The following is a 23,377-nucleotide window of genomic DNA, read 5'->3' as shown; positions in this document are numbered from 1 at the left end:
TGGAGAACGACATGAAAGTACTGATGGTTTTGACCTCGCACGATCAATTGGGCAACACGGGCCGCAAGACCGGCTTCTGGCTGGAAGAACTCGCGGCGCCTTACTACACGTTCAAGGACGCGGGCGCCGAGATCGTGCTGGCCTCGCCGCAGGGCGGCCAGCCGCCGCTCGATCCGAAGAGCAACGAGCCGGCCAATCAGACCGACCAGACACACCGCTTTGAAAACGACGCGGCGGCCAAAGCGCAACTCGCGGCAACCGTGCGGCTCGACAGCGTCTCCCAGGTGGACTTCGACACGGTGTTCTATCCTGGCGGCCACGGCCCGTTGTGGGATCTGGCCGAAGACCCGCATTCGATCGCGCTGATCCAGTCGTTCATCGCCGCCGGCAAACCCGTTGCACTCGTGTGTCATGCACCGGGCGTACTGCGCCACGTCACCACCGCGGATGGCAAGCCGCTGGTCGAAGGCAAGAAGGTGACGGGCTTCACGAATTCGGAAGAAGCCGCGGTGGGGCTCACCGAGATCGTTCCGTTCCTCGTTGAAAACGAACTCAAGGCCAAGGGCGGCATTTATTCGAAGACCGTCGATTGGGCTCCGTATGTAGTCACCGACGGCCTGCTCATTACCGGACAAAACCCGGCTTCGTCGTCCTCGGCTGCCGCCATTCTGATGCAGCACCCGGTGCTCGCCGCGCAATAAAAGCCGCCTGTCTGCCGACGCGCGTTGCCTTCGGGCAAGCGCGCGGCGTTTTCACCAGAGAGCCAGTTAGCTGATCGCGCAGATCGCCATGATCGCGCAGCCGGCTCGATCGAGCCCGTCGCAATGCGCGACCTGGGTCCATTCGGGAGCGAAAAGAACATGGAATATCCTTCACTCTTCACGCCGCTTAAGCTCGGGCGGCACATCTTGCGCAACCGTATCGTGCTGCCGCCACTGACGCGCCAGAGAGCCGCCCAGCCCGGCGACATACCGACCGCATCGAGCGCGCTCTATTACGGCCAGCGCGCCGGCGCGGGCTTCATGATCAGCGAGGGCACGCAGATCGAACCGCGCGGTCAGGGCTACGCGTGGACGCCCGGCATCTACAGCGACGAACAGGTCGAAGGCTGGGCTCGCGTGACCGACGCGGTGCACGCCGAAGGCGGCGTGATCTTCGCGCAGTTGTGGCATGTGGGCCGCGTCTCGCATACCGCGTTGCAGCCCCACGGCGCAGCGCCGATTGCGCCTTCGCCGATCGCGGCACAGAAGGTCAAGGCGTTCATCGAAACCGGTCCCGGCACCGGCACGCTGGTCGAGCCTTCGGTGCCACGCGAGTTGAGCGTCGCCGAGATCGGCGAGTTGGTCGGCCTCTACGCAAAGGCAGCGCAGAACGCGCTGCGTGCGGGCTTCGATGGTGTCGAGATTCACGCGGCCAATGGCTACCTCGTGAATCAGTTCATCTCGGCACACTCGAACAAACGTGAGGACGAGTACGGCGGCTCGCTGCACAACCGCTTGCGCTTTCTGCGCGAAATCGTCGGAGCGGTCGCCGCGGTGGTCGGGCCTGAACGGCTGGGCGTGCGCTTCACGCCGTTGTTCACGAGCACCGACCAGGATCGCGTGTACATCGGCCTCGTCGAAGACGATCCTCATTACACGTATATCGAGGCAATCAAGGTGCTGGAAGCTGCCCGTGCGGCCTATGTGTCAATAGCGGAAGCCGACTGGGATAGCGCCCCCGATCTGCCCGCGGCGTTTCGCGAGGAAGTCCGCCGTGTGTTCAGCGGCCGCATCATCTATGCGGGCCGCTACACGGCCGAGCGCGGCGCACGCCTGATCAAAGCGAACCTTGCGGACCTGATTGCATTCGGCCGCCCGTACATCGCAAACCCGGATCTGCCTGAGCGCATGGCGAACGGCTGGCCGCTCAATGCCGTGAATCCGGCAACGTTGTATGGCGGCGGAAACGAAGGACTCACGGACTATCCGGCATACGCAGAATCGTTATCCGTTCAGGCAGACGAGGGGACCGCATGAGCAAGGAGGCGAAGCGGGCCATCGCCTATGCGATCGAGCAGCCCGACGACGTCGACATCAACGATGATCGTGCTTCGGCCCACACGCGAGGAGTTCTGAGCGAACGCTGACTCACACTTTCCAGCGACAGGGCCACGCGCAACACATTGTGCGCGGCCATCAAGCAAATGCGGCGCTTCATACGAGAGCGGTTTCGACGCGTTCGTATGAAGCGCCGCTAGTCGTCGTGGCACAGCCTGGACATTTTGCTGTGATAGTGTTCGCATTCCCGGTCGAGCCAGGCATGCCCGGGCCGTCAGTTGGCTGGTCGCAAGCTGCCTCGCGACGATGCCCGGCACGTCCGCCCGCCTGCCCATTCGCCGTTAACCGAGACACTATGTCCAGAAGACCCTCTGCCGAGCAGCGACGCGAACTTGGCACGTTTCTTTCAAGCCGCCGCGGCCGACTGCAACCTGCCGAATTCGGCCTGCCCGACGGCCCCCGCCGTACCCCCGGCCTGCGCCGCGAAGAGGTCGCTGTACTCGCGGGTGTCAGCGTCAGCTGGTACACCTGGCTCGAACAGGGCCGCGACATTCAACCGTCCGCCGATGCGCTGCGCAGAATCTCGCGCGTGCTCAAGCTCAACACCGTGGAATCGGCGCATCTGTTCGCGCTTTCATCGCGCGAGCTTTCGCAGGTAGCAACCGGCAGCGGCGTCACCGAAGGCCTCGAACGACTGGTTCGCTCGATCAACTTTCCGGCCTATGTCCGCAACACGCGGCTCGACATTCTCGCGTGGAACGATGCCATTGCCGACCTTTTCGTCGACTATGGATCGCTGGAGCCGCACGAGCGCAATACCTTGCGCCTGCTGTTTCTTTACAAACCCTATCGCACGCTGATTCTCGACTGGGAGCAGATGACGCGCGGCATGATCTCCGCGTTCCGCGCCGCGCGCGCGCAGGCACCGGACAAGGCGCCGTTCGATAGCCTCATCGACGAGCTCACCGAACTGAGCCCCGAGTTCAGCGACTGGTGGCAGGACACCGAGGTCAAAGGTTTCGATGAAGGCGACAAACGGCTTCGTCATCCAGCCGGCGGCCACATCGAATTCACTTACGTTGCGTTGACGCCCACCGGCAGACCGGACCTGTCGCTCGTGACTTACATTCCCCGGCACTCTGCCAGTGAGTCCGACTCATAGGATCACAAGACGCCTTCTTGACCCGCCCCGGTTTGCATAAAGTGACACCACTGCAGCGACTTTTCACCGCTCGTCACTTCACTCAATCGAGGCAAACATGTCGAACCTGAACCTTCCCACCGCCATCGGCGCAACGTCGCGCAATCCCGCAACCGGCGAGTTCATCGCGCACTATCCGTTTCAGACCGCCGACGAGGTCGAGCGCATGCTGGAGGACAACGCCGCGGCCTACCGGCTGTGGCGCGCGACGCCCATGGCTGTGCGCGTGGCAACTTACCGCCGCCTGGCCGCGACATTGCGCGAGCGTTCGGAAGCGCTGGCCGCGTTGATTACTCAGGAGATGGGCAAGACGCTCGCCGCCGCACGAGCCGAAATTGCCAAGTGCGCCAGCGCGATCGACTGGATCGCAGGGCATGGTCCCGCTTTCCTCGCCGACGAACCGGCGCCCGTCGAAGGCGACGATCAGGTGCATGTCTCCTATCTGCCGATCGGTTCCATCCTCGCCGTGATGCCGTGGAACTTCCCGTTGTGGCAGGTGATTCGCGCATCGGGTCCGATCATGCTCTCGGGCAACGGCTTCATCCTCAAGCATGCAGCCAATGTGATGGGCTCGGCGTACGCGTTGCAGGACGCTTATGAAGCCGCCGGCTTTCCAGTCGGACTCTTCGCCAACCTGAATGCCGATAACGAAACCGTGGCCCACGTGATCGAAGATCCGCGCGTTGCCGCCGTCACGCTGACCGGCAGCATGCGGGCCGGGTCCGCCGTCGCATCCACGGCGGGCCACGCGTTGAAGAAGACGCTGCTGGAACTCGGCGGCGCCGACGCCTTCATCGTCTTGGCCGATGCGAACATCGACCTGGCCGTGAAAGCGGCCATCGAGGCTCGCTTTCAAAACGCCGGCCAGGTTTGTCTCGCGGCCAAGCGGTTCATTGTCGAGAGGCCCGTTGCAGAAGAGTTCACGCGCAAGTTCGTGGCCGCCGCGCGTCAGGTCGTGGCGGGCGATCCGCACGATCCCGCAAGCACCATCGGGCCGATGGCGCGCGCCGACTTGCGCGACGAGCTGCACCGGCAGGTGCAACGCACCATCGAAGCAGGCGCGACGCTGCTGCTCGGAGGCAGCAAAGTGGAAGGCGCCGGGAATTACTACGAGCCGACTGTGCTCGCGGATGTCGCCCCCGGCATGGCTGCTTTCGACGAAGAAACGTTTGGCCCGGTCGCCGCAATCACGGTTGCCGACGACGCCGAGCACGCTATCGAACTTGCCAACACGAGCGACTACGGTCTCGGCGGCAGCCTATGGACGTGCGACGTCGCTCGTGCGCAGCGAATCGCGCGCCGGCTCGAAACGGGGGGCGTCTTTATCAACGGCTTCTCCGCTTCCAATCCGCGCATTCCGGTGGGCGGGGTTAAGAAGAGCGGATACGGCCGTGAACTGTCGCACTTCGGTCTGCGCGAGTTCACCAACGCTCAGGCGGTGTGGGCCAAGACCGTCGAGTGATCCGACGGTCCCCGATTCGCCCGATCACCCCGCGTATCGTTAAGGCATCCAAAACATTCGCGCAGGCTTTCGCATGGACCGTACTCTAGTGGGTCATCAGCGGCAATCTGAAAGCCGAACCATTGCAACCAATTTTTCAATCATCGTTAGCTTCTGGGGTCGAAAATGAAAACTATCAACGACATTCGCCGTTTTGCCGCAGCTTTGACCATTGGCGCCAGCGCATTCGCCACGCAGTTCGCCGAAGCCGCACCTGTCAAAAACATCGTCCTGGTTCACGGCTATTTCGCCGACGGCTCAGGCTGGCAAGCCGTGTCGAAGATCCTCGCGCGGGACGGCTATAAAGTCTCGGTGGTTCAGGAGCCGGAGACGTCGTTCAAGGAAGACGTCGCCGCGACTACGCGTATCGTCGATGCGCAGGACGGCCCGGCAATCCTCGTCGGCCATAGTTATGGCGGAGCGGTGATTACCGAGGCGGGCAACAATGCGCGCGTGGCGGGCCTCGTCTACATCGCCGCGTTCGAACCGGATGCGGGCGAAAGCCTCAAGGACCTGACGACGAAAATGCCGGCCGCGACAAAAGCCATCAAGGCAACCGACGATGGCCACCTCTACTTCGACGCAGGGCACTTCAGAGCCGACTTCGCTGCCGATGTACCCGCCGCGGAGGCCGCATTCATGGCGAGTTCGCAGGTCATGCCGGCGCATGAGTCGTTCACCGCGCCGGTGAGCCAGCCGGCCTGGAAAACGAAGCCGAGCTGGGCCGTCGTGGCGACTCAGGACCGAACCGTGAATCCCGATCTCGAACGTTGGATGGCGAGCCGCGCGAAGAGCACGGTCGTGGAGGTTCCGTCGAGCCATGTCGCCTATCTGTCGCATCCGGCAGAAGTCGCCCGGGTGATCGAGCGGGCGGCCACTGCAACGGGCAGCCGCTGAGAGGATCGGACCGGCTACTGGTGCGTAGGTACGCTGGACGAGCCGCGTGGCAGGACGCAGCGACCGACCGGCGACCGCTTCTTCCCTATCAAAAGACGCCGCCGTCGGGCGTCGAATGGCCGATAGAAGTCGGGGCCGAAAGTTAGAACCGGAGTCACCAGCGATGCGTGCGCGTCACGAGCGATCTTCGGCAACCGGCCACTATCACGGAGCCCTGTATAGCCTTCAGTAAAAGCTTCACAAGATGCGGTGCATACATTTCACGGTTTTTGTAATATTCGTGCTCAAGCTAATCCGTTGCTGTTTGTGACTCGACTCATTGCACGATCATGTGTGCACCCGCTCTACCCCATCCAACGCCTCCCGATATGACCGACACCGCATCCGTTTGCCGCTCTCTTGCAGAGGCCTTCGTCGACGATCCGTTTTATCGTGCGGTGACGGTCGAGTCTGCAACCGACGAGGCCCGGCGACAGCAGGTTCTCACTCGATACTTCGAGTTGGCCATTGAGGAAGGGAGCGCCATCGGCGAGATTCAATGCGCGGGAACTGACGGCGCGTCCGTCTGGATTACCAACGAGGCCAGCAATGCCGAAATCGCCAGGCATGGCGCTGCGAGGAGTCGGGCTCTTGCGACACTCCTCGGGGCTAAAGGCTACGCAAACTACTCGCGGATCTGCGCAGCGATGGCCGAGCGCGTGCCTGCCAATCTGGCTCAGGCTTGGTATTTGTCGATCTTAGGTGTGCGGCCTGCAGCGAGGGGCCAGCGGTTCGCGCATGCCATTCTCGAATCAACGTTACGACGTGCCGATCGACTTGGGGGTACCTGCTTTCTGGAGACGTTCAATCCATTGAGTATCCCGTTTTATGAGCGACTCGGCTTCGAACAAAAGATGAGTTTCTTTGAAGAGGTGACCGCTCGACCCTACTGGATACTGGCTCGGCGCGTCGTTTGACATGGCTGCAATCTTCGCTGCCCAACTTGAGAACCTAACCGAATAGCCGCTATTGCAAGACGCGAATGTCGCCTCCGGGCCGGGCCGCGTCAGTCCGCTCTTCCAATTCATCGCCGGAAACCGGCCAGTGGCATTTCGCTGCCGGAAACGGACAGTCGCCAGTGCGTACTTCCGACCCGTTACGGCCAGACGAACATCTCCAAAGCGGACGGTCAGTCGAACCATGGGTCTTCGAACTGGAGCGCCACAAAGCGGTCGTTGGCGAACTCACGAAACCGGCCAAGAGCGGTCCTTCGCGCGCCTCCCGAAATTCGTCGACAATCGTGACCTGCATTCACAAACAGAGGAGTCAAATGAGTGACATTTGCGACTGCGGAAGGATTCAAAATGTTCTCTGACTTTTGGACTGGATGGAAATGGGCATAGCGAACATCGATCATTGTCGCGTGTACGATTCATCGGATGACTTCTTTTCGCTCGGTGGCACTGTTGTTATGAAGCTCTCAACCGACGCGGCAATCGCAGTTTGTTTAAGGGCGGCTCAGCAAGGCTTCGTTGTCGCTCGAATTGAAGGCGGCATATGGCATTTTCCTGGTTTCGAAGCGACGCTCGATTGCATTTGGGATGGTGTCGCACCTCCCGTCGATCTAAATGCTGCAGAGCGAAACAATCAAGCTGCGGCCGAGTTCGTTCGGGCGGAGAGTCCCCCGCATGATGTTTTCTTGGTAACGGCTCCGCCGATTACGGGCTGAAAAAACAAATGGGAGCGGACTCTGATCCCGCATGATGCATTTCGATTAGGCGGAGCTACCCCGGAGTGAAAGTCCGATCACTTCTACGGCGCGCGTCCCCTATGCCAAGATGTGAAGGTCCAGTATAGGTAGCATGCTCCAACTATCCGAAGCCGACTGCATATGCGGGCTGAATGAGGCGCTGATCGGCCCATGAGCAGACGCTCAAGCTTCCCGAAAGAACAACCTCTCACATCGCAAGGTGCTCCAGAGGCTGTGGACCCGATAATCGTGGTTCCGCATTGCTTGATGGAGTCAAGCCCCAGCTCGTCGGGCATCCTCTGCGATGAAGGCCAGTCGACGCTGCGACGAAGTCGGCGACAATGTCCGCGTCAATCAATGTCAAGCATCGGAATAACCGCCTTTACTGACCGCGAACAGCGGAGCGACCACGAGGCGCTACCGGCAACGTCTCTAGACATACACTCTCCGGTTCCGCTGAATGGCAGGTCCCTAACGACGCTGGAGCGAAAATGACATTCCGCCCTTTGTCACAACGCGCAAAGCACAGACTAGAGATCGCGGCCGGGCTGCTGCGGGGTATGGGGCAAAAGGTCGACTTTCCGCCAGACCAATTCTACGACGGGGTGCAGCAGATTCTCTCGACGCTGACCGATCAACAGCGGGTGACGCTGAAGGAATTGACTGACTGGGTGGAGGACTACGATCGCGGAAGTGGTGCTCCATCGGGCCGAACAGATTCTGCCTAGCCATGTCCGACATTCTTTTCTGACGGTGGCTGATGACCTCCAGGCCACTGGAAGCCTCTGACGCGAGATCGCAGCTTCGGTGGGTGTGAAGGTAGCCACCGTCCAGCAATGGACCTCCAGATCCGGCCATTTTAAGACGGTCGACATGTCATCCACGTCGTCGACAAAGCGCCCCTTTGGGTTGCACCGGACCGAAGACCAGCTTGATGGAAGGAGTCCGGAATCCAAATTAACAGACGTCGACGCGTTAGCCGCCGCCCATGCCGGCCCATGCGAGCCTCTGCGAGCGCATCTTGACGTATGCCGGATCGGAGGACAACGCCGGAGAAACTTGACTCCAAGTCAACGCGGAAGGCGGTCCTAGATAAAGGATGGCGTCGAACTGCTCCTGCATCACAGGAGAGCGCACGGGATCGACATTAATTTCTACGATGACGTCGTCACGCCTAGTGAACATGGCGTGCGGGTAATAGGAGCGAAAGCTTGCTTCCCCGAGCGGGGTCCCGCGAATGTGCGCGAGGCTGGGAGTCGGCCAAGAGCTGACGTCGGCCTGTAGGCTTGCCGGATCAACAAATACTGGAACCCAGACAGAAAAGACTTCCACGTCCTGGCTTTCCAGCAACGAAACGATGCCAGCGGGCAGTGGGTTGAATTGCTGGTCCACCAGCTCTTGGTTTGTCGCGTGCCAGTAGACGTTCTTTCTTATCAAATGCATGCCGCCGTAGATGACCAAGGCGCGACGCTGTTTGGCCAGCACTTCACGTTGGATAATTTCTGCCGGGCAGCTGTCACGGTCGCCAACGGCATTCCAGGCTTGAGCGAGTTCTTCGGCGCTGCTGATTTTCGACCAATCGATCGGCGGATCGCCCAACAAGATTCGAATCTGACGGTCTTTAGGGAGCGACGTATTCACCTCGCGGACTTCACGGAAAAGCCCCTCAAAGACAGGGCGATCCCACACGTTGTGGGGTTGTGTCGTGTTTTGCCATGCCTGTCGGAGTTTCTCTTCGGGAACGTCTTCCCCTGCAACGAACCGGTCCATCATCTCCTGATAAAGAGAATTGCCACTTTCAACCACGATGTCGTTCACCACATGAGCAAATCGAGGGTCCCGGATCAACGAAATCCGAAACGCATACGCTTGTTCACATCCGTGGCCGCCGTCGCAAATCGCGACAACATCGTGGGATGCAAAAGCGTCAAGGACACCGGTAACTGGATCGATAGGACTTGCAGCTGTTGTCATCGTGCGAGCTCCATTGTTTGGTGACCAATATACGATTTTTGACGAGCAGATTGATTTGCGCAGATCAGACAGACGGCAGTCATTGAGGTCGTTCCCCTCTCTCGAAAGCAGTCGTTCAAACTGCCCCTCGGAATTCTTAAACTGCTCTCACACCGAGCGTATGAATCGACCAATGCCCTCGACGGAATGCTGAACTCGTAAGCGACCAACTGTAACCCGAAGGGCGAGACGGCATTGTGTTTGACAGCGACGCGACCGATCATTTAGGATATGATCGTTTCCTAAATAGAACGATCACCATGATCCAAGCCGTTACAACTCGCTCTCGCGGACGACCCAGAGCATTCGACGAAGACCAGGTGCTGAACCGCGCGATTGATCTCTTTAGCGCTTCCGGGTATTCGGCCGCCGGGATCAGCGATCTCTCGCAGGCCACCGGGCTGACTGCCGGCAGCCTCTACAAGGCCTATCACGACAAGGAAGGCATCTTCGCAAAAGCGCTCGACCGCTATATCACGCGGCGAGAAGCCGAGATCGCCGCAATGCTCGAGGGCGCGGAGAATGGACGCGCCGGCATTGCGGCGCTACTGAGTCTCTATGCTCGGCTGAGCCAGGGCAAGGAAGGCAAGCTCGGCTGCCTGATGGTGGCGGGGATCGCCGAACTCCCGCAGTTCTCTCATGCGGGCGATGTGTTGCGTGGCCAACTTTCCCGGCGACAAAGCGCTTTGATCAATCTGGTCGTCCGAGGCCAGGCCGATGGCTCGATCACCACGACGAGCGCGCCGGCAACGGTGGCCGATCTGCTTCTGGCTCTTCTGTATGGCATGCGCGTTCTTGGCAAAGCCGGATCATTTAACGGCAACGCGGACGCATTCGTCGCGGTGGCGCTCAACATCCTGGAATGAACGTGAACAGCTCGATTTTCATTGCGCTGCTGGCCGGAACAATGTTGCCGATGCAAGCAGTCATCAATGCCCGCCTCGCCCGTCCACTGGGATCGCCGCTTTGGGCGGCCGCCATCTCCGGCGCGGTCACGACAATCGCTCTTGTCATCATCGGCTTGGCGGCAAGCCGCGGCCTGCCGCGCAGCGAAGGCGCCGCCGATGTGCCGCTTTGGTCGTGGACCGGCGGACTCTGCGGTGCCATAGCACTGACCGCCATGACCGCCACGGCACCGCGCCTCGGAGCCGCGACGATGATCGCCATGGTCGTCACAGGACAAGTCATGTTTTCCTTGTTGGTCGACCGGTACGCCTTGTTCGGCTCGGCGCCCTATCCCCTCACTCCACGGCGCGTACTGGCAGCTTGTCTGCTCCTGGTTGGCGCGCTGCTTTTTTCAAAGAGGACAAATCCGTGATTCATAGCGCACTCCCGGCGGCCCCCGAAGGCTTTGACCATAAATTCGCAACCGTGAAGGGTCTGCGGTTCCATTATGTCGAGGGTGGCGCGGACGGAGAGCACACCATCGTGCTCATCGCAGGGTTCCCCGAGAGCTGGTATGCATGGCGCAAGGTCATGCCGCTGCTTGGCAGCCGCTCTCGCATCATTGCCATCGACCTGCCGGGTCAGGGCGATAGCGATCGGCCGCTCGATGGATATGACACACAAACCGTCGCTCAACGCGTGCATGACCTATTGGCACATCTGGGGCTCAAGCGATATTGTCTCGCCGCTCATGACGTCGGCGCATGGGTCGCATTTCCTTACGCCCACCTGTTCGGTGAGGAAATCCAGGCGCTGACGCTGATGGATGCCGGCATTCCCGGCATCACCCTTCCGGACATGCTGCCATCTTCGTCCAGTTCGTCCTGGAAGACCTGGCATTTTTCCTTTCATGCCGTCCCCGACCTTCCGGAGATGCTCCTCGCGGGTCGGGAGAGAGCGTATCTCGAATGGTTCTTCTGGACCAAGACGGCCAATCCCGCGTGCTACGGCGAAGAAGACATTGCCGAGTACCTCAGGACCTATTGCGCCCCTGGTGGAATGCGGTCCGGCCTTGCGTTCTATCGTGCCGCGGCGCTTTCGGCCGAACAGAACCGTGCCATGTCGCGCGATCGAAACCTGACGATGCCCGTGCTCGGCCTCAGCGCGGACCAAGGATCCATTCCGGACATCTCGGCCGCGCTTCGTCCATTCGCAACGGATGTGAGGGGCGCGACCATCGCGAACTGCGGGCACTTCCAACCAGAAGAGCAGCCGGAGGCCGTGGCGAATGCATTGGCACGGTTTTTCGCTTCATGCCTGGATTGACGGGCTCTCCGACAGCGCCGCCCGATACGACACAAGATGCGTCCATCGACAAGGGGTTCATGAGCCAGCCGCTACGTCGGAATTTGAGTTCGTACGTTTCAGAGAGCAATGATTGACGGTTCACGCATGTGAGTCGAATGTCTCTTCCTGGGCCGATAACGGCAAGGCCAGCTCGTTGAAAAAGACCGTCGCTCTACGGCCAGCGGTAGTCGAGTACGCGATCAAGAGGATATGCTAGTTCCCCGACCTCTCCCAGTTGGTTGCCTCCGAACAGGTAGACGTTGTGGGCGTCGAGTCGAAGAAAAAATCCAACGTGCCCCTTCCAATCGACTGCGTCATCGGCAGTGAGAACTGCAACGCATCCAAAACGGGGCTCTGTAAGCGATTGCCCCCATGTCAGCCACGACCTGGCCAGAGCAGAGCCAGTTCCGCGAATGCCCGATTGTTTCATGCACCAGTTCATGAACGACGAGCACCATGCGATTTTGTCGTCGTAACCGGCAAGTTGTGTGCAGTCGTTGTATTCGGAGATTCGGGGATTAGTCTTTCCCGCAGGGTAGCGCTTGACGCCTCGTTCATTGAGCGCGACGCTCATCCACAAAGGCGTGTCAGGGTTCGCTGCCAGTGCAGCATGGCTCATGGGTACGGCTCCTCAGAGATCGTCTTCCTCAACCGGTCCGTAAAGCGCACGTTGTGCTCCACAAATCACCGCGCAATACCTATCCCCGTACGACCAATGCCACCACTCCGACGAATAGTTGATGAAGCCGGCACCTTGCATCGCCTCCTTCAACACCTGCCGGTTATCTCGTGCGTAGCAGCTGATGAACTGACATTCGGTGTAGCACGCACCGGAAGATTCCTCATCGGTTGCATTCAAAACGCTTCCCATGTCCAGTTCGACGCCTTCAACGGTCGCGAGTGTTAGATCCACGGCCGCGCCGGTAGGATGCGCAGCGACCTCCGGCGGTGCGGCGTAGCGACTTGCTAGCTCGAACAAACGATCTTCCCATGCCGACGGATATTCGTCCCGCAGCTTCACGAGGCGACGGTCAAAGTATGCGCGTTGAAGGGAAAGCGGTCGGTATCCCTCTTTGACGAGCAAACGCAATCCTCGATTCGCGAGCGTCTCAGACGCGGCAGCCAGGCGAGCAGCAACGCCCTTCCTAACTTTCAGGAAATGCCTGCTCTGGTTAGATACGACCTTGCGGGTGCGATCCACTAGGAGAAGATCGCCGAAGTCACCGAGATCGACGAAATCTTCGGCCGTATCTACGAGTCTGGCGGCTCTAACGCGCGGATCGGAAAGTGAAATCACGAGAAGAACGCAAATTAGCGAAAAGGTGACCGTCAAGAACCGAAAGTGTCAACGATCCTTCCGCTACTGTCGAGTGGCCGGTTTTGGCCGGGTTGAGGCGGTGCTCCCGGCAATTCGCTCGGCGGAAAACCTGCCGTTGACCGAGGGCAAACGAGACCGTGGCTGACCAAACTGGATGTCGCCCTCGACCGGCGGCTCCTGGCCGACTCTCGCCTGATGCGGCTTGCATAGAGAGGCTGGCGTCTTGACGCCGAGGTCGGTGCTTGGATTCCGCATACAAGCTCGTTATGAGCTCTTATTCGACGCAGGAGACCATGACTCACTCTGTCGGAGCTTCGCCACCAACCACCAAGACGACAAACAACGAACAACGAACAACGAACAGTCTGGCAAGGGACGCAAAAAATCGCGAGCGACAATAACCACTCCATGCGGCACCGTAAAGGCTCACCGTTTTCGTCGTTGTCACAGCATCCTACCAACTCGCACGGCGATAGAGGCCGAGACGGTCTACGCGGAAAAGTCGCGCCGGGCGCTGTGCACCGCCCTGAAATTCGTCCGTGGCTATGATGACGCCTGCTTCGTCGGCCGCCTCGCCCGCTTGCACATCCCCCACCCTCAAGCCCAGCCTCGTGCGGAATGTTCCGCGCGAAACGGCTTCGCCAAAAATCTGCTCGTAGGTGCGCTGCAATTGGGTAAGGGTGAACTTTTCTGGTAAGAGCCAGCACGGTAGCGTCGAGTAACTCGACTTGTTGCGAACGCGTGTCACGGCCTCAGCGACCTGCTCGTTGTGATCGAAGGCGAGTTCGGGCAGCGCGTCGACGTCATAGAACGACAGGACCTGCGCACACTCGGCGACCAGTTCCTCGTACGGGACGAGCGCGACGTGCGAAATGGCGACCGTGAATCCGCGCGTCGGATCGCGCCGCCGCCCGGAGAAGGTCTTGACCTGCTCGAGGTAGCGTGGGCGCAACCCGGCCTTTTCCTGCAACACGCGATATGCGGTGTCCTCGACGTCCTTCTCGTTGGGGTCATCGACGTGCACGTAGCCGCCGATAAGTGCGGTCTTTCCTGCTTCGGGTGCCCTTGCCCGCACGTGCGTTGCGACGTGCAGGCCGCCGTCGATCAGGGTCAACAGCACCACGTCCACGCTCACGTCGGGCTTTTCAAACTGCTTGCCCATTATTGGGCCCCTTCGATATCCGTCATGCCAAAAATTTTACCATAGATAGTTGCGTTTTACGACTAAGTAGCTGTACACTAGCGTCATCTTAGTCGCAAACGACGACTAACTCACCACGAGCCTGTCACATGATCGAGATCACAGCGTTATCCCGCGACGGCGCCAGCCGGGCGATCCAATTACAGTGCCTGAAGTTCCCTGGTGGCGAAATGCATGTCACGGTGGACACGAGCGTGCCCGCTGACGAACTGCTTATCACCGCTCATCTGCCGGACTCGGCGGCCGTCATGACACTGCTGATGGCCACGGACGCACTGCGCCGCGCCTACATGGGTGCTCCGGTCGCGCTCAGGATGCCGTACGTGCCGTATGCGCGTCAGGATCGCGTGGCGAACGTTGGCGAAGCACTCAGTGCCAAAGTTTTCTGCGACCTCATCAACGCCCAGCGCTATGCACGCGTGACGATCGAGGACCCGCACAGCGACGTTGTCGCCGCCCTTCTGGAGCGCGTCGTCATAGACGATCCCGTGCCGTCACTCCGGCGCGCCGTCGCGCATATCGAGCGCCCGACATTGGTCGCCCCGGACGCTGGCGCCCGTAAGCGCGTATCCAGGCTTGCAAAAGCGCTCGAGCTCGACGTCGTGTTCGCAGACAAGATGCGCGACACGCGCACCGGCAAGATCACTGGCACGCAGGTTCAGGGCGAATTGCCCGACACCCCGCTGCTGGTCGTGGACGATATCTGCGACGGTGGCCGCACTTTCACTGAACTCGCCGATGCGCTGCGTGCCCAGCAGGCCGTCCAGGGAATCCACCGTGAGTTGTATCTCTACGTGACTCACGGCATTTTCAGCAAGGGCCTTGACCCGTTGCTCACCCGTTACGCCACTGTCTTTAGCCGAAACAACTGGACCAGCGACAGCCGCTGCGTGCTGGTCTGAAAACCAATCGCGCCCGGAGAACCACCATCATGAATGCACCTACGACATCCGCCCTGACCGAGAAGAACGGCCTTGTTCCCTTTAACCTCGCAGACTTCTACAAGACAGGCCACCCGTCGATGTACCCGCAATCGACGACGAAGCTGGTAGCAAACCTGACGCCGCGCTCGGCAAAGTACGCGCCAGTGTTGCCCGAACTGTTCGACGGGAAGGTGGTCGTGTTCGGCCTCCAGGGCTTCATCAAGGAGTTCTTTCTGGACGTATTCCAACGGGAATTCTTTGGCGCGAAGACAAAGGCGGCGGCGGTGCGCAAATACAAGCGCCGCATGGACAACTCGCTGGGCAAGGACGCTGTGTCGACGGGCAACCTCGAAGCGCTCTACGAGCTCGGCTACCTCCCGCTCGAAATACGTGCTCTGCCGGAAGGCTCGCGCGTGAACGTCAAAGTGCCGCCCTACATTTTCATCAATACCCACAGCGACTTCCCGTGGGTCGCGACCTACTTTGAGACGATCGTCAGTTGTGAAAACTGGAAGCCATCGACGGTTGCCACCATCGCATTCGAATTCCGCAAGCTGCTCACCTATTTCGCGAAGGTGACGGGCTCGCCCGAAGAATTCATCGACGTACAGGGCCACGACTTCTCGATGCGCGGCATGAGCGGCGTGCACGACGCCATGCGCTGCGGCGCTGGCCACGACCTGTCGTTCGTGGGCACAGATACGATCCCTTCCATCGACTATCTGGAAGATTACTACTGCGCCGATTCCGACCGCGAGCTCGTCGGCTGCTCGATTCCCGCGACCGAGCACAGCGTCATGACGCTTCGCATCCTGCTGACCCTGAAGCACATCGCTGCTGATCCGGCGAACGCCGGCAAGAGCGAGAAAGCACTTCGCCGCATAGCGGAGCGCGAAGTGATCCGCGAGCTAATAACGAAGGACTATCCGGCGGGCATGATCTCGATTGTCGCGGACAGCTTTGACTACTGGAACACGGTCACGGCAGTGGCCCGCGAACTGAGAGACGTCATCCTCGCACGCGAGCCCAACGAACTCGGCCTTTGCAAGGTAGTATTCCGCCCCGACTCGGGAAACCCGGTGCTGATCCTGACTGGCTATTTCCCTGAGGAGCTTGTCTGCGACGCGACCGGGGAACCGATCGTCGGCGAGGACGGCATGTACACGGTGAACGACAGCAGCGGCACGCGCATCACAGAGGCCGAGCGCAAAGGCTCAGTCGAATGTCTGTGGGATATTTTCGGCGGCACCACCACTGCCAGGGGTTTCAGGGTGCTGGATAGCCACGTGGGCCTGATCTACGGCGACAGCATCAGCCTGCCGCGCGCACGCGATATCATGCTGCGACTCGCGCGCAAAGGATTTGCGTCGTGCAACGTTGTATTGGGCATCGGCTCCTACACGTATAACATGCTCTCTCGTGACACATTCGGCTGGGCAATGAAGGCGATCTATGCCGAAGTGGGCAACGAGTCGATTGCGATCTACAAGGACCCCGCCACGGACGACGGCACCAAGAAGTCGGCCAAGGGCCTGCTGCGCGTGGAGAAGCAAGGCAACAACTATGTGTTGCACGAAGAGCAGACGCTCGAGCAGTTTGAAGGCGGCGAGCTGTTGCCGGTGTTCCGGAACGGCGAGCTCCTCGTCGAAACCACGCTCGCTGAAATGCGCGCACGGATCCGCGCTTCGTGGACGTGTCCGGAACCCGGATCGATCGAGTGGACTGCCTGATGCTCGTACCTGCTCGGGGTGGCCGCCATGAAAAGAGATTCCGCCGCTAGCCTACGTCCTTCGTTGCGGACATCGCCGACATGAAAGCCGCCGGCCAGTTAATGCATTAGTATTCGTCGACAACCGCCTCTCATCACTCGAACAATGGCAGTCCGACACCAGAAACATGGCGCACGCCCGTCCAAGGCGCAATCTGAGTCACCTAAGGTGGACGAGCAACGGCCGCTCCCCGACGACGTTGTGAACCACTTGAGAAGCGCCCAGATTGTCCGAATAGAAGGACGGGTCGCGGGCCTCGAGTGCACGAGAACTGGCGTCAAGACAGAGGTAACGCAATACGGGGCGACCGGAGGAATGATGCGTGCCTTCCGGTTCCGGGTGAATGAAACGCCTGTTGTGTTATACACGCCCGACAGCGCCATCCCGTACTACAGCAAGGTGGAGTTTCCGCTCGCCGACGGAGACGAGGTATGTCTCGCCATCGCCTCCGAGGCATCATTCGGAACGCACATTGTCTATGGCCTTCGGCATCCCGCAGATCTGCGCCTGTTCGTCGCCTTCGCGGTGGGATCTCTTGAACTCAAGCCGGAGCAGCAAATGTACTATCTGCCGCGGCTGCCACGCTTCTGGGGAGTGGCACGATGGAGACGGGTCGGCCGGCTTGGCTTCGGTGCCGCGCTGGCGGTCGGGGTTCTCGGCTACCTGGCCCACGGCGAACCGCCCGGAAAGGCCACCGGGGCGCTCGTTCTGTTCGGCTCTATCCTCGCGGCGGGCATAGGGGTCGCGCTCCTACCGATCGTTCATGAGACCCTGCGATGGCAGTTGAAACTACCAACGCGCCGCCAGCGCCAGCTTCTCGCCGTACTACGCGCCCTTGATGTCGCCAGCAACGCCGCGACGGAGGCGACCATATGCGCGATTTAGGCTGCGCTCGACGGCCCGCCCATCCGGTGGCGCCCGTCCTCTCGGATAAGCCGTGTCGCAACGCCCTGATGGCGACTTACCAGAGTGCTTCCTGCCGCTCGCAGACTTCCGCTTCATTCCACGCCGCGCCTCGCTAAACCGATAGCGGGTTCGGACAATACAAAGCTTTGGGCCGTATCCTTGCCGGATTGCCGCTCTCTGCGTCCAGCCGGCGGCTCGTGAGCGCAGCACCTCAGATGTGCTGATGTACCACTTTCGCCCGGCCCAGCCTCGGGGGTTCACTCCAAATTACTGCGTAGGGTGGGTCAGGATTCAGTGCAAATCAACAGCAGGGAAGCTCTGCGCCCTCACGGCCTGTCCGCCAATCTGCTGCAGTTGTGACTGTCACAGTACGACGGTGGTGAGCTGACTGAAGAGGTCGCGGCAGCAAGCGTGGTGGCGGAATACGAGGCGAAGATTGCTGCGCTGGAGAAGAAGGTGGGGCAGCTGACAATGGAAAACGACCTTCTTAAAAAACTCCGCGACTCTGTCTCGTGAGCAACAGCGAAAGCTCATCGATTGTTACCGGCCCACGTCCTCTCCATCAGGGGAGGATGCAAAGTGATTGACCTTCCACGTTGCACCTACTATTACCATCCGCACTCGTCGCAACCCGGGTCGACTCATCAGCGTCTGGCCGCATTGATTGACGATGTTCATGACGTGTTTCCTGGCTACGGATATCGACGCGTGACACGAGAACTCGCTGCCATGGGCATTGCGGTCTACCACAAGAGAATCGCCCGGTTATGCGCCATATGACCTCGTCGCCATACGTCGTCGCCAGTTCGTACGAACAACTGACAGCCGACACGATTGCCCCATCTTCCCGAATCTGTATGGAAACAGCATCCAAAGTTCCCCGGCAAGGTTCGAGTCGCGGACATCACCTACGTCGCGCTAGCATCCGGTTTTGCGTTTCTCGCGGCCATACTTGATGCCTGCAGCCGCACAGTCGTCGGCTATGCTATCGGACGACATATCGATACGAGCTAACGCTTGCGGCGCTGGAAGCAGCTGTGCGAACGCGCAAACCGGCGCCGGGGGAACTGCATTCATCATAGCGACAGGGACCGTCGGTATTTGAGCGCTGCTTACCGCGATGCCCTGTCGCGCTACGGGCTTGTCGGCTCGATGAGCGCCGTCGGCAATCCCTACGACAACGCTCAAGCCGAAGGCTTCATGAAGACCCCCTGAAGTTCGAGGAGGTCTACCTGTCTGGCGATGAGACGTTCTCGGATGCAGCATCGAGGCTGCCAGTATTCATCGAAGACGTCTACAACGCCCGGCGCATGCATTCCGCTCATGGATATCTATCCCCAACCGATTTGTGGCGTTACTTAGTCAGCAGGCGGCTTAGTTTGCGGATCTGAAACGGTCCAGCTTCAGAGGTTCACTCCGTTAGTGGGTCAGTTCTGCGCGGACATCAACAGCCAGCGCCCAGTCAGACGGTTAACCGCCATTGCTCGATTGCATCACGATGCTGCCGGCGCCATTAGGGCTGTGCCAGTTCCACGCGCTGATTTTCACGGGCCCCGCGGCCGTTCGAACAATGCGGGTCTCGTCTCTGGCAGGCACGACGCGACCATCGACGTTGACGAAAAGCGGCTGCCCTACAAAGGTGACGGCCGGTGCAATCGCCAGCGCGGCTGCCGCAATAGCAGTGCACAAGCGCATTTCATCCTCCGTTGATCGGGCCTTTCGCGAAGGCGTCGATGAATATGTCGCGCGAGGCTTAAAACGTCCTGAAAAAAGGCTCCGCACCACGGCGCACAAGCGCCGGGCTGAGTGCCGAACCGATGCCCGGACGCACGGCTGCGGCGAGCACATCCGCTCGCTTTTTTTCAGTCCTCATCTGTGCCGCACATATTGATCCTTTAACTTTTCGCGCTCTATGTTTATCTAATCCGCATTGATGCCAATTGGATTCTTCCGCTAAGTAAAGTACCAATACCACCGCACGTGACGTGTCCGCCTGGCAATTTGGGCAAAATCATGCGGTAAATAATGTGCCTGAAGACGTCACAAATATTTTATAGGGTAGGGATTAAGACCTGGTTTTTGCCGACCGATATCCACGTTTATAGACAGGACTGACCTCAAATCCGGTGACGCAGTTGCTCGCGATTTATCCGTCCGCGCGTAGCGACTGGACGCGAATCCTGTCGGATCCCCTTTTCAAGGACACTTTCATTATGCTCGGCAATATCAAGATCGGCATTCGCCTCGTCACCGCATTTCTCCTTGTCGCATCGGCCAGCGGTATCGTGGGCATGGTCGGCATCAGCAACGCCAGCAAGCTCAACGAGCTGGCCGATCGCATGTACAGCACCGAGTTGCTGGGCATGTCCTATATCAAGGAGGCGAACATCGACCTCATTTATATCGGGCGCGCCCGCTCCAATGCGCTGCTGGCCTCCACGGCGGAAGAACGCGCGAAGTTCGTCGACATGATGAACAAGTCTTTCGACTTGTTGAAAAGCAACATGGACAAAGCGCGTCCGCTCGTGACATCGGAAAAGGGCAAACAGCTGTTGGACAACTTTTCGCGAACCTGGGAGGCGTACATGCGCGATCAGGCAACGCTGGTCCCGCTCATCAGTGCCAGCAAACTAAGCGACCACGATCCCGCGTTGACGACTGCGCTCGCAGCGGTGCGCGACAAAGCGAACGTGCTCGACGACACGATGACGCAGCTTGCTCAACTGAAGGACGCCGGCGCGAAGGAGGCATCGCTGGAGACCGCCGCGCTGTACGAGCAAAGCCGCTCGCTGATGATCGGCACGATTGCGGCGGCTCTCGTATTGGGCGTGCTGCTCGGCTTCGTCATCAGTCGCGGTGTGAGCAAGCCTCTGGGGCTGGCGCTGGACGCTGCCAACCGGCTTGCTGAGGGCGATCTCACGGTGCGCGTCGAATCGAAGAACAAGGACGAGGTGGGCCAACTGCTGCGGGCGATGCAAAACATGATCGCGCGGCTCTCGGACGTCGTGGGCGAGGTCAATAGCGGCGCCGAAGCGCTGGCGGGCGCGGCCGAGGAAGTTAGCGCCACCGCGCAATCGTTAAGCCAGGCGTCCAGCGAACAGGCGGCCGGCGTGGAGGAGACGAGCGCGTCGATCGAACAGATGACGGCGTCGATTTCGCAGAACAACGAAAACGCGCAAGTGACCGACGGCATGGCGCAGCAGGCCGCGAAAGAAGCCATCCACAGCGGCGAAGCGGTCAAGTCGACCGTCAGCGCGATGAAACAGATCGCGCAGAAGATTGGCATCATCGACGACATCGCGTACCAGACCAATCTGCTGGCGCTGAACGCTGCGATCGAGGCGGCGCGAGCCGGCGAGCACGGCAAAGGCTTCGCCGTGGTGGCGGCCGAGGTGCGCAAGCTCGCGGAGCGCAGCCAGGTGGCGGCGCAGGAGATCGGCACCGTCGCGGGCTCCAGCGTGGAATTGGCGGAGAAGGCCGGCGCGCTGCTCGATTCGATGGTGCCAAACATCAAGAAGACATCGGAACTGGTGCAGGAAATTACCGCCGCATCCGAAGAGCAGTCTTCCGGCGTCGGGCAGATCAACGTCGCGGTCAGTCAGTTGAGCCAGACGACGCAACAGAATGCGTCAAGCTCGGAGGAACTCGCGGCGACCGCCGAAGAAATGAGCAGCCAGTCAGAACAATTGCGGCAAGCGATGACCTTCTTCCGCCTGGCCTCCGGCAGTAACACGGTGCGCGCGAACGACGCCGGCAACGTCCGCGCTTCGGCTACACGCACACGTGGGCGCACGGCCGTGAAACCAGCTGGCGGTCTCGCATTGGCACCAAGCCACGTGTTTGCCAGCGCCGAGTTGCCCGACGAATCCCAGTTCGCGAAATTCTGATCGGAGGGTCGAGCGATGAACCAGATTCCCGTTTCTGCAGGACCGCGGGGGCAGAACGACGCGCCCGAGGCCACGAACGTTACCGGGCCGGCGCAGGTGCTGACGTTCATGTTGGCTAACGAAGCGTTCGGCATCGGCATTCTGTCGATCAAGGAAATCATCAGCTACACCGCGATGACGACGGTGCCGATGATGCCGTCGCTCGCGCGCGGCGTCATCAATTTGCGCGGCGCGGTAGTGCCAGTGATGGATCTGCTCGCTCGCTTCGGCAGGCCCTCGTCCGAGGTGACGAAGCGCACGTGCATCGTGATCGTCGAAGTGCAACTGGCAGGCGAGCGGCAAGATATCGGCATCGTGGTGGATGCCGTGAACGAGGTGCTCGAAATTCCCGCTTCGGATATCGAACCGCCGCCGTCGTTCGGCTCGTCGATCCGTACCGAGTTCATTCAAGGCATGGGCAAGGTACGCGGCAAGTTCGTGATCCTGCTCGCGCTGCAACACATGATGTCGGCAAGCGACATGGCGGCGCTCCAGACCGCCGCCGAAACAGCGCATTGAAACCACAAACGCCATCGCGCCGCAATGGGTTACGCCTTTGCGGCGCGATGGCGTTTACACGTGGAAAAAGTTGGATGCAGCGGGAAAGAGTTCGAAGCGCCGCGCGGCAATCAGCTGCGTTGCGCCTGAACCAGCGCGATCTCCTTGCTGATCGCGGAGAGCGGCACCACCTTGTCGACGCCGCCGCGTTTGATCGCTTCCCGCGGCATGCCGAATACGACGCAGCTCTCCTCGTCCTGCGCGACTGTACGCGCGCCGGCGGCGTGCATTTCGGCGAGCCCGGCCGCGCCGTCGTCGCCCATGCCGGTCATGATGATGCCCAGCGCGTTCCGGCCCGCGCTGCGCGCTACTGAGCGAAACAGTACGTCGACCGAGGGACGATGGCGATTGACGAGCGGTCCGTCGATGACCTCGACGACATGTTGCGCGCCGCTGCGACGCACAGCCAGATGCTTGCCGCCCGGCGCGATCAGCGCACGGCCCTGCGTTACCCGGTCGTTGGACTGAGCCTCCTTGACCTCGATTTCGCAAAGGCGATTGAGCCGCTCGGCAAACGCCGCCGTAAACTTTTCGGGCATGTGCTGCACGACGACGATGCCAGGTGAAACACGCGGTAGCGCCGTCAATACGACTTCGAGCGCTTGCGTGCCACCCGTCGACGTGCCGATCGCCACAATGCGCTCGGTCATTTGCGAGAGCGCGCCCGATGTGCCGGGCACGCCCGGCGGCAACACCGCATCCGCCGTATGTTTGGGCACAGGAGCGGCTATGGGATGTCTGCGCGCTAGCCGCGCGGCATTCACACGCGTTGCAGCACGAATCGTCGTGGTCAATTCTTCGGCGCTCTCCAGCAGAAACTGCTTGAGACCAAGCCGAGGCTTGGCGACAACCGACACAGCGCCTGCCGCCATCGCGTCGATGGTCGTGCGGGCGCCTTTCTCGGTGAGCGTGGAGCAGATCACGACGGGCGTGGGCCGCTCCGCCATGATTTTTTTGAGAAACGTAATGCCGTCCATACGCGGCATCTCGACGTCAAGCAGGATCACGTCGGGCCAGCCGTGCACGAGACGGCTCATCGCTGCGATGGGGTCCGCGACCGCATCCATCACTTCGATACCAGCCTCCGTGAGCATGCCGGACACCACCTGCCTGACGACAGCGGAGTCGTCTACGATCAATACACGGATTCGAGCCATCGATATC

General features: G+C 60.4%; 22 protein-coding genes. 17 read left to right on the top strand and 5 right to left on the bottom strand.

Annotated features, from left to right (window positions below; genetic code table 11):
* The first annotated feature begins 11 nt into the window (after nucleotides 1-11).
* The 8 genes from F757_RS0110810 to F757_RS35765 all read left to right on the top strand — a co-directional run bounded on the left by F757_RS0110810 (nucleotide 12) and on the right by F757_RS35765 (nucleotide 8,095).
* Nucleotides 12-701: a type 1 glutamine amidotransferase domain-containing protein gene (locus F757_RS0110810; RefSeq protein WP_027211409.1), complete on the top strand. Its 690-nt coding sequence runs from the start codon at nucleotides 12-14 to the stop codon at nucleotides 699-701.
* Nucleotides 702-860: 159 nt separating this feature from the next.
* Entirely contained in the window at nucleotides 861-2,018 is a 1,158-nt protein-coding gene (locus F757_RS0110805; protein WP_027211408.1) for an alkene reductase, read from the top strand.
* A gap of 376 nt (nucleotides 2,019-2,394) precedes the next feature.
* Nucleotides 2,395-3,201, top strand: coding sequence for a helix-turn-helix transcriptional regulator (locus tag F757_RS0110795; protein ID WP_027211407.1), 807 nt, complete (start codon nucleotides 2,395-2,397; stop codon nucleotides 3,199-3,201).
* A gap of 97 nt (nucleotides 3,202-3,298) precedes the next feature.
* A complete protein-coding gene (locus F757_RS0110790; protein ID WP_027211406.1) occupies nucleotides 3,299-4,702 on the top strand; it encodes an NAD-dependent succinate-semialdehyde dehydrogenase in 1,404 nt (467 codons plus the stop codon).
* A gap of 165 nt (nucleotides 4,703-4,867) precedes the next feature.
* Nucleotides 4,868-5,638: an alpha/beta fold hydrolase gene (locus tag F757_RS0110785; RefSeq protein ID WP_027211405.1), complete on the top strand. Its 771-nt coding sequence runs from the start codon at nucleotides 4,868-4,870 to the stop codon at nucleotides 5,636-5,638.
* Nucleotides 5,639-6,006: 368 nt separating this feature from the next.
* Nucleotides 6,007-6,594, top strand: a complete 588-nt coding sequence (locus tag F757_RS0110780) for a GNAT family N-acetyltransferase (protein WP_027211404.1) — start codon at nucleotides 6,007-6,009, stop codon at nucleotides 6,592-6,594.
* Nucleotides 6,595-7,010: 416 nt separating this feature from the next.
* The gene (locus tag F757_RS35055) at nucleotides 7,011-7,346 is read left to right on the top strand and encodes a colicin immunity protein (protein ID WP_084530826.1); all 336 of its coding nucleotides are present in this window, start codon (nucleotides 7,011-7,013) and stop codon (nucleotides 7,344-7,346) included.
* A 512-nt stretch (nucleotides 7,347-7,858) separates the two neighbouring features.
* Nucleotides 7,859-8,095: a hypothetical protein gene (locus tag F757_RS35765; RefSeq protein WP_156923596.1), complete on the top strand. Its 237-nt coding sequence runs from the start codon at nucleotides 7,859-7,861 to the stop codon at nucleotides 8,093-8,095.
* A 247-nt stretch (nucleotides 8,096-8,342) separates the two neighbouring features.
* Here the strand turns inward: F757_RS35765 and F757_RS0110765 are convergent, their stop codons facing one another.
* Nucleotides 8,343-9,341, bottom strand: a complete 999-nt coding sequence (locus F757_RS0110765; protein ID WP_027211402.1) for a hypothetical protein — start codon at nucleotides 9,339-9,341, stop codon at nucleotides 8,343-8,345.
* Nucleotides 9,342-9,640: 299 nt separating this feature from the next.
* Between F757_RS0110765 and F757_RS0110760 the strand changes: the two genes are divergently transcribed.
* Genes F757_RS0110760 through F757_RS0110750 form a run of 3 tightly spaced genes read left to right on the top strand, consistent with a single transcriptional unit; the run spans nucleotide 9,641 to nucleotide 11,591 of the window.
* Nucleotides 9,641-10,246, top strand: coding sequence for a TetR/AcrR family transcriptional regulator (locus F757_RS0110760; RefSeq protein ID WP_027211401.1), 606 nt, complete (start codon nucleotides 9,641-9,643; stop codon nucleotides 10,244-10,246).
* 2 nt (nucleotides 10,247-10,248) lie between these two features.
* A complete protein-coding gene (locus tag F757_RS0110755; RefSeq protein WP_027211400.1) occupies nucleotides 10,249-10,698 on the top strand; it encodes a DMT family transporter in 450 nt (149 codons plus the stop codon).
* Nucleotides 10,695-11,591, top strand: coding sequence for an alpha/beta fold hydrolase (locus tag F757_RS0110750; protein ID WP_027211399.1), 897 nt, complete (start codon nucleotides 10,695-10,697; stop codon nucleotides 11,589-11,591). The genes F757_RS0110755 and F757_RS0110750 overlap by 4 nt, the downstream gene beginning before the upstream one ends.
* Before the next feature lie 193 nt (nucleotides 11,592-11,784).
* Here F757_RS0110750 and F757_RS35050 read toward each other — a convergent pair whose 3' ends face one another.
* The 3 genes from F757_RS35050 to F757_RS0110740 form a co-directional block, all read right to left on the bottom strand.
* A complete protein-coding gene (locus F757_RS35050) occupies nucleotides 11,785-12,231 on the bottom strand; it encodes a TIGR02594 family protein (RefSeq protein ID WP_035466633.1) in 447 nt (148 codons plus the stop codon).
* Nucleotides 12,232-12,243: 12 nt separating this feature from the next.
* On the bottom strand, nucleotides 12,244-12,945 hold the full coding sequence (locus F757_RS0110745) for a M15 family metallopeptidase (RefSeq protein WP_232221386.1): 702 nt from the start codon (nucleotides 12,943-12,945) through the stop codon (nucleotides 12,244-12,246).
* A 439-nt stretch (nucleotides 12,946-13,384) separates the two neighbouring features.
* The gene (locus F757_RS0110740) at nucleotides 13,385-14,092 is read right to left on the bottom strand and encodes an NUDIX hydrolase (RefSeq protein WP_027211397.1); all 708 of its coding nucleotides are present in this window, start codon (nucleotides 14,090-14,092) and stop codon (nucleotides 13,385-13,387) included.
* A gap of 128 nt (nucleotides 14,093-14,220) precedes the next feature.
* On the opposite strand from F757_RS0110740, the gene prs reads away from it, so the two are divergent.
* From prs to F757_RS0110705, 6 genes are all read left to right on the top strand, one after another.
* Nucleotides 14,221-15,033 (top strand): ribose-phosphate diphosphokinase, encoded by an 813-nt coding sequence (gene prs, locus F757_RS0110735; RefSeq protein ID WP_051376739.1) that lies wholly within the window; start codon nucleotides 14,221-14,223, stop codon nucleotides 15,031-15,033.
* A 29-nt stretch (nucleotides 15,034-15,062) separates the two neighbouring features.
* On the top strand, nucleotides 15,063-16,784 hold the full coding sequence (locus F757_RS0110730; RefSeq protein WP_027211395.1) for a nicotinate phosphoribosyltransferase: 1,722 nt from the start codon (nucleotides 15,063-15,065) through the stop codon (nucleotides 16,782-16,784).
* Between the two features lie 354 nt (nucleotides 16,785-17,138).
* The gene (locus F757_RS0110725; protein ID WP_156923594.1) at nucleotides 17,139-17,708 is read left to right on the top strand and encodes a hypothetical protein; all 570 of its coding nucleotides are present in this window, start codon (nucleotides 17,139-17,141) and stop codon (nucleotides 17,706-17,708) included.
* A gap of 600 nt (nucleotides 17,709-18,308) precedes the next feature.
* Nucleotides 18,309-18,509 (top strand): IS3 family transposase, encoded by a 201-nt coding sequence (locus F757_RS37030; protein WP_198021380.1) that lies wholly within the window; start codon nucleotides 18,309-18,311, stop codon nucleotides 18,507-18,509.
* A 1,433-nt stretch (nucleotides 18,510-19,942) separates the two neighbouring features.
* The gene (locus F757_RS0110710) at nucleotides 19,943-21,616 is read left to right on the top strand and encodes a methyl-accepting chemotaxis protein (protein WP_027211393.1); all 1,674 of its coding nucleotides are present in this window, start codon (nucleotides 19,943-19,945) and stop codon (nucleotides 21,614-21,616) included.
* A gap of 15 nt (nucleotides 21,617-21,631) precedes the next feature.
* A complete protein-coding gene (locus tag F757_RS0110705; RefSeq protein ID WP_027211392.1) occupies nucleotides 21,632-22,174 on the top strand; it encodes a chemotaxis protein CheW in 543 nt (180 codons plus the stop codon).
* Nucleotides 22,175-22,284: 110 nt separating this feature from the next.
* On the opposite strand, the gene F757_RS0110700 is transcribed toward F757_RS0110705, so the two are convergent.
* Nucleotides 22,285-23,370, bottom strand: coding sequence for a protein-glutamate methylesterase/protein-glutamine glutaminase (locus F757_RS0110700; protein WP_027211391.1), 1,086 nt, complete (start codon nucleotides 23,368-23,370; stop codon nucleotides 22,285-22,287).
* Nucleotides 23,371-23,377 lie beyond the last annotated feature (7 nt).

It is taken from the genome of Burkholderia sp. WSM2232 (assembly GCF_000472545.1).
Classification (GTDB): domain Bacteria; phylum Pseudomonadota; class Gammaproteobacteria; order Burkholderiales; family Burkholderiaceae; genus Paraburkholderia.
This window is presented reverse-complemented; position numbering and strand designations above follow the sequence as displayed.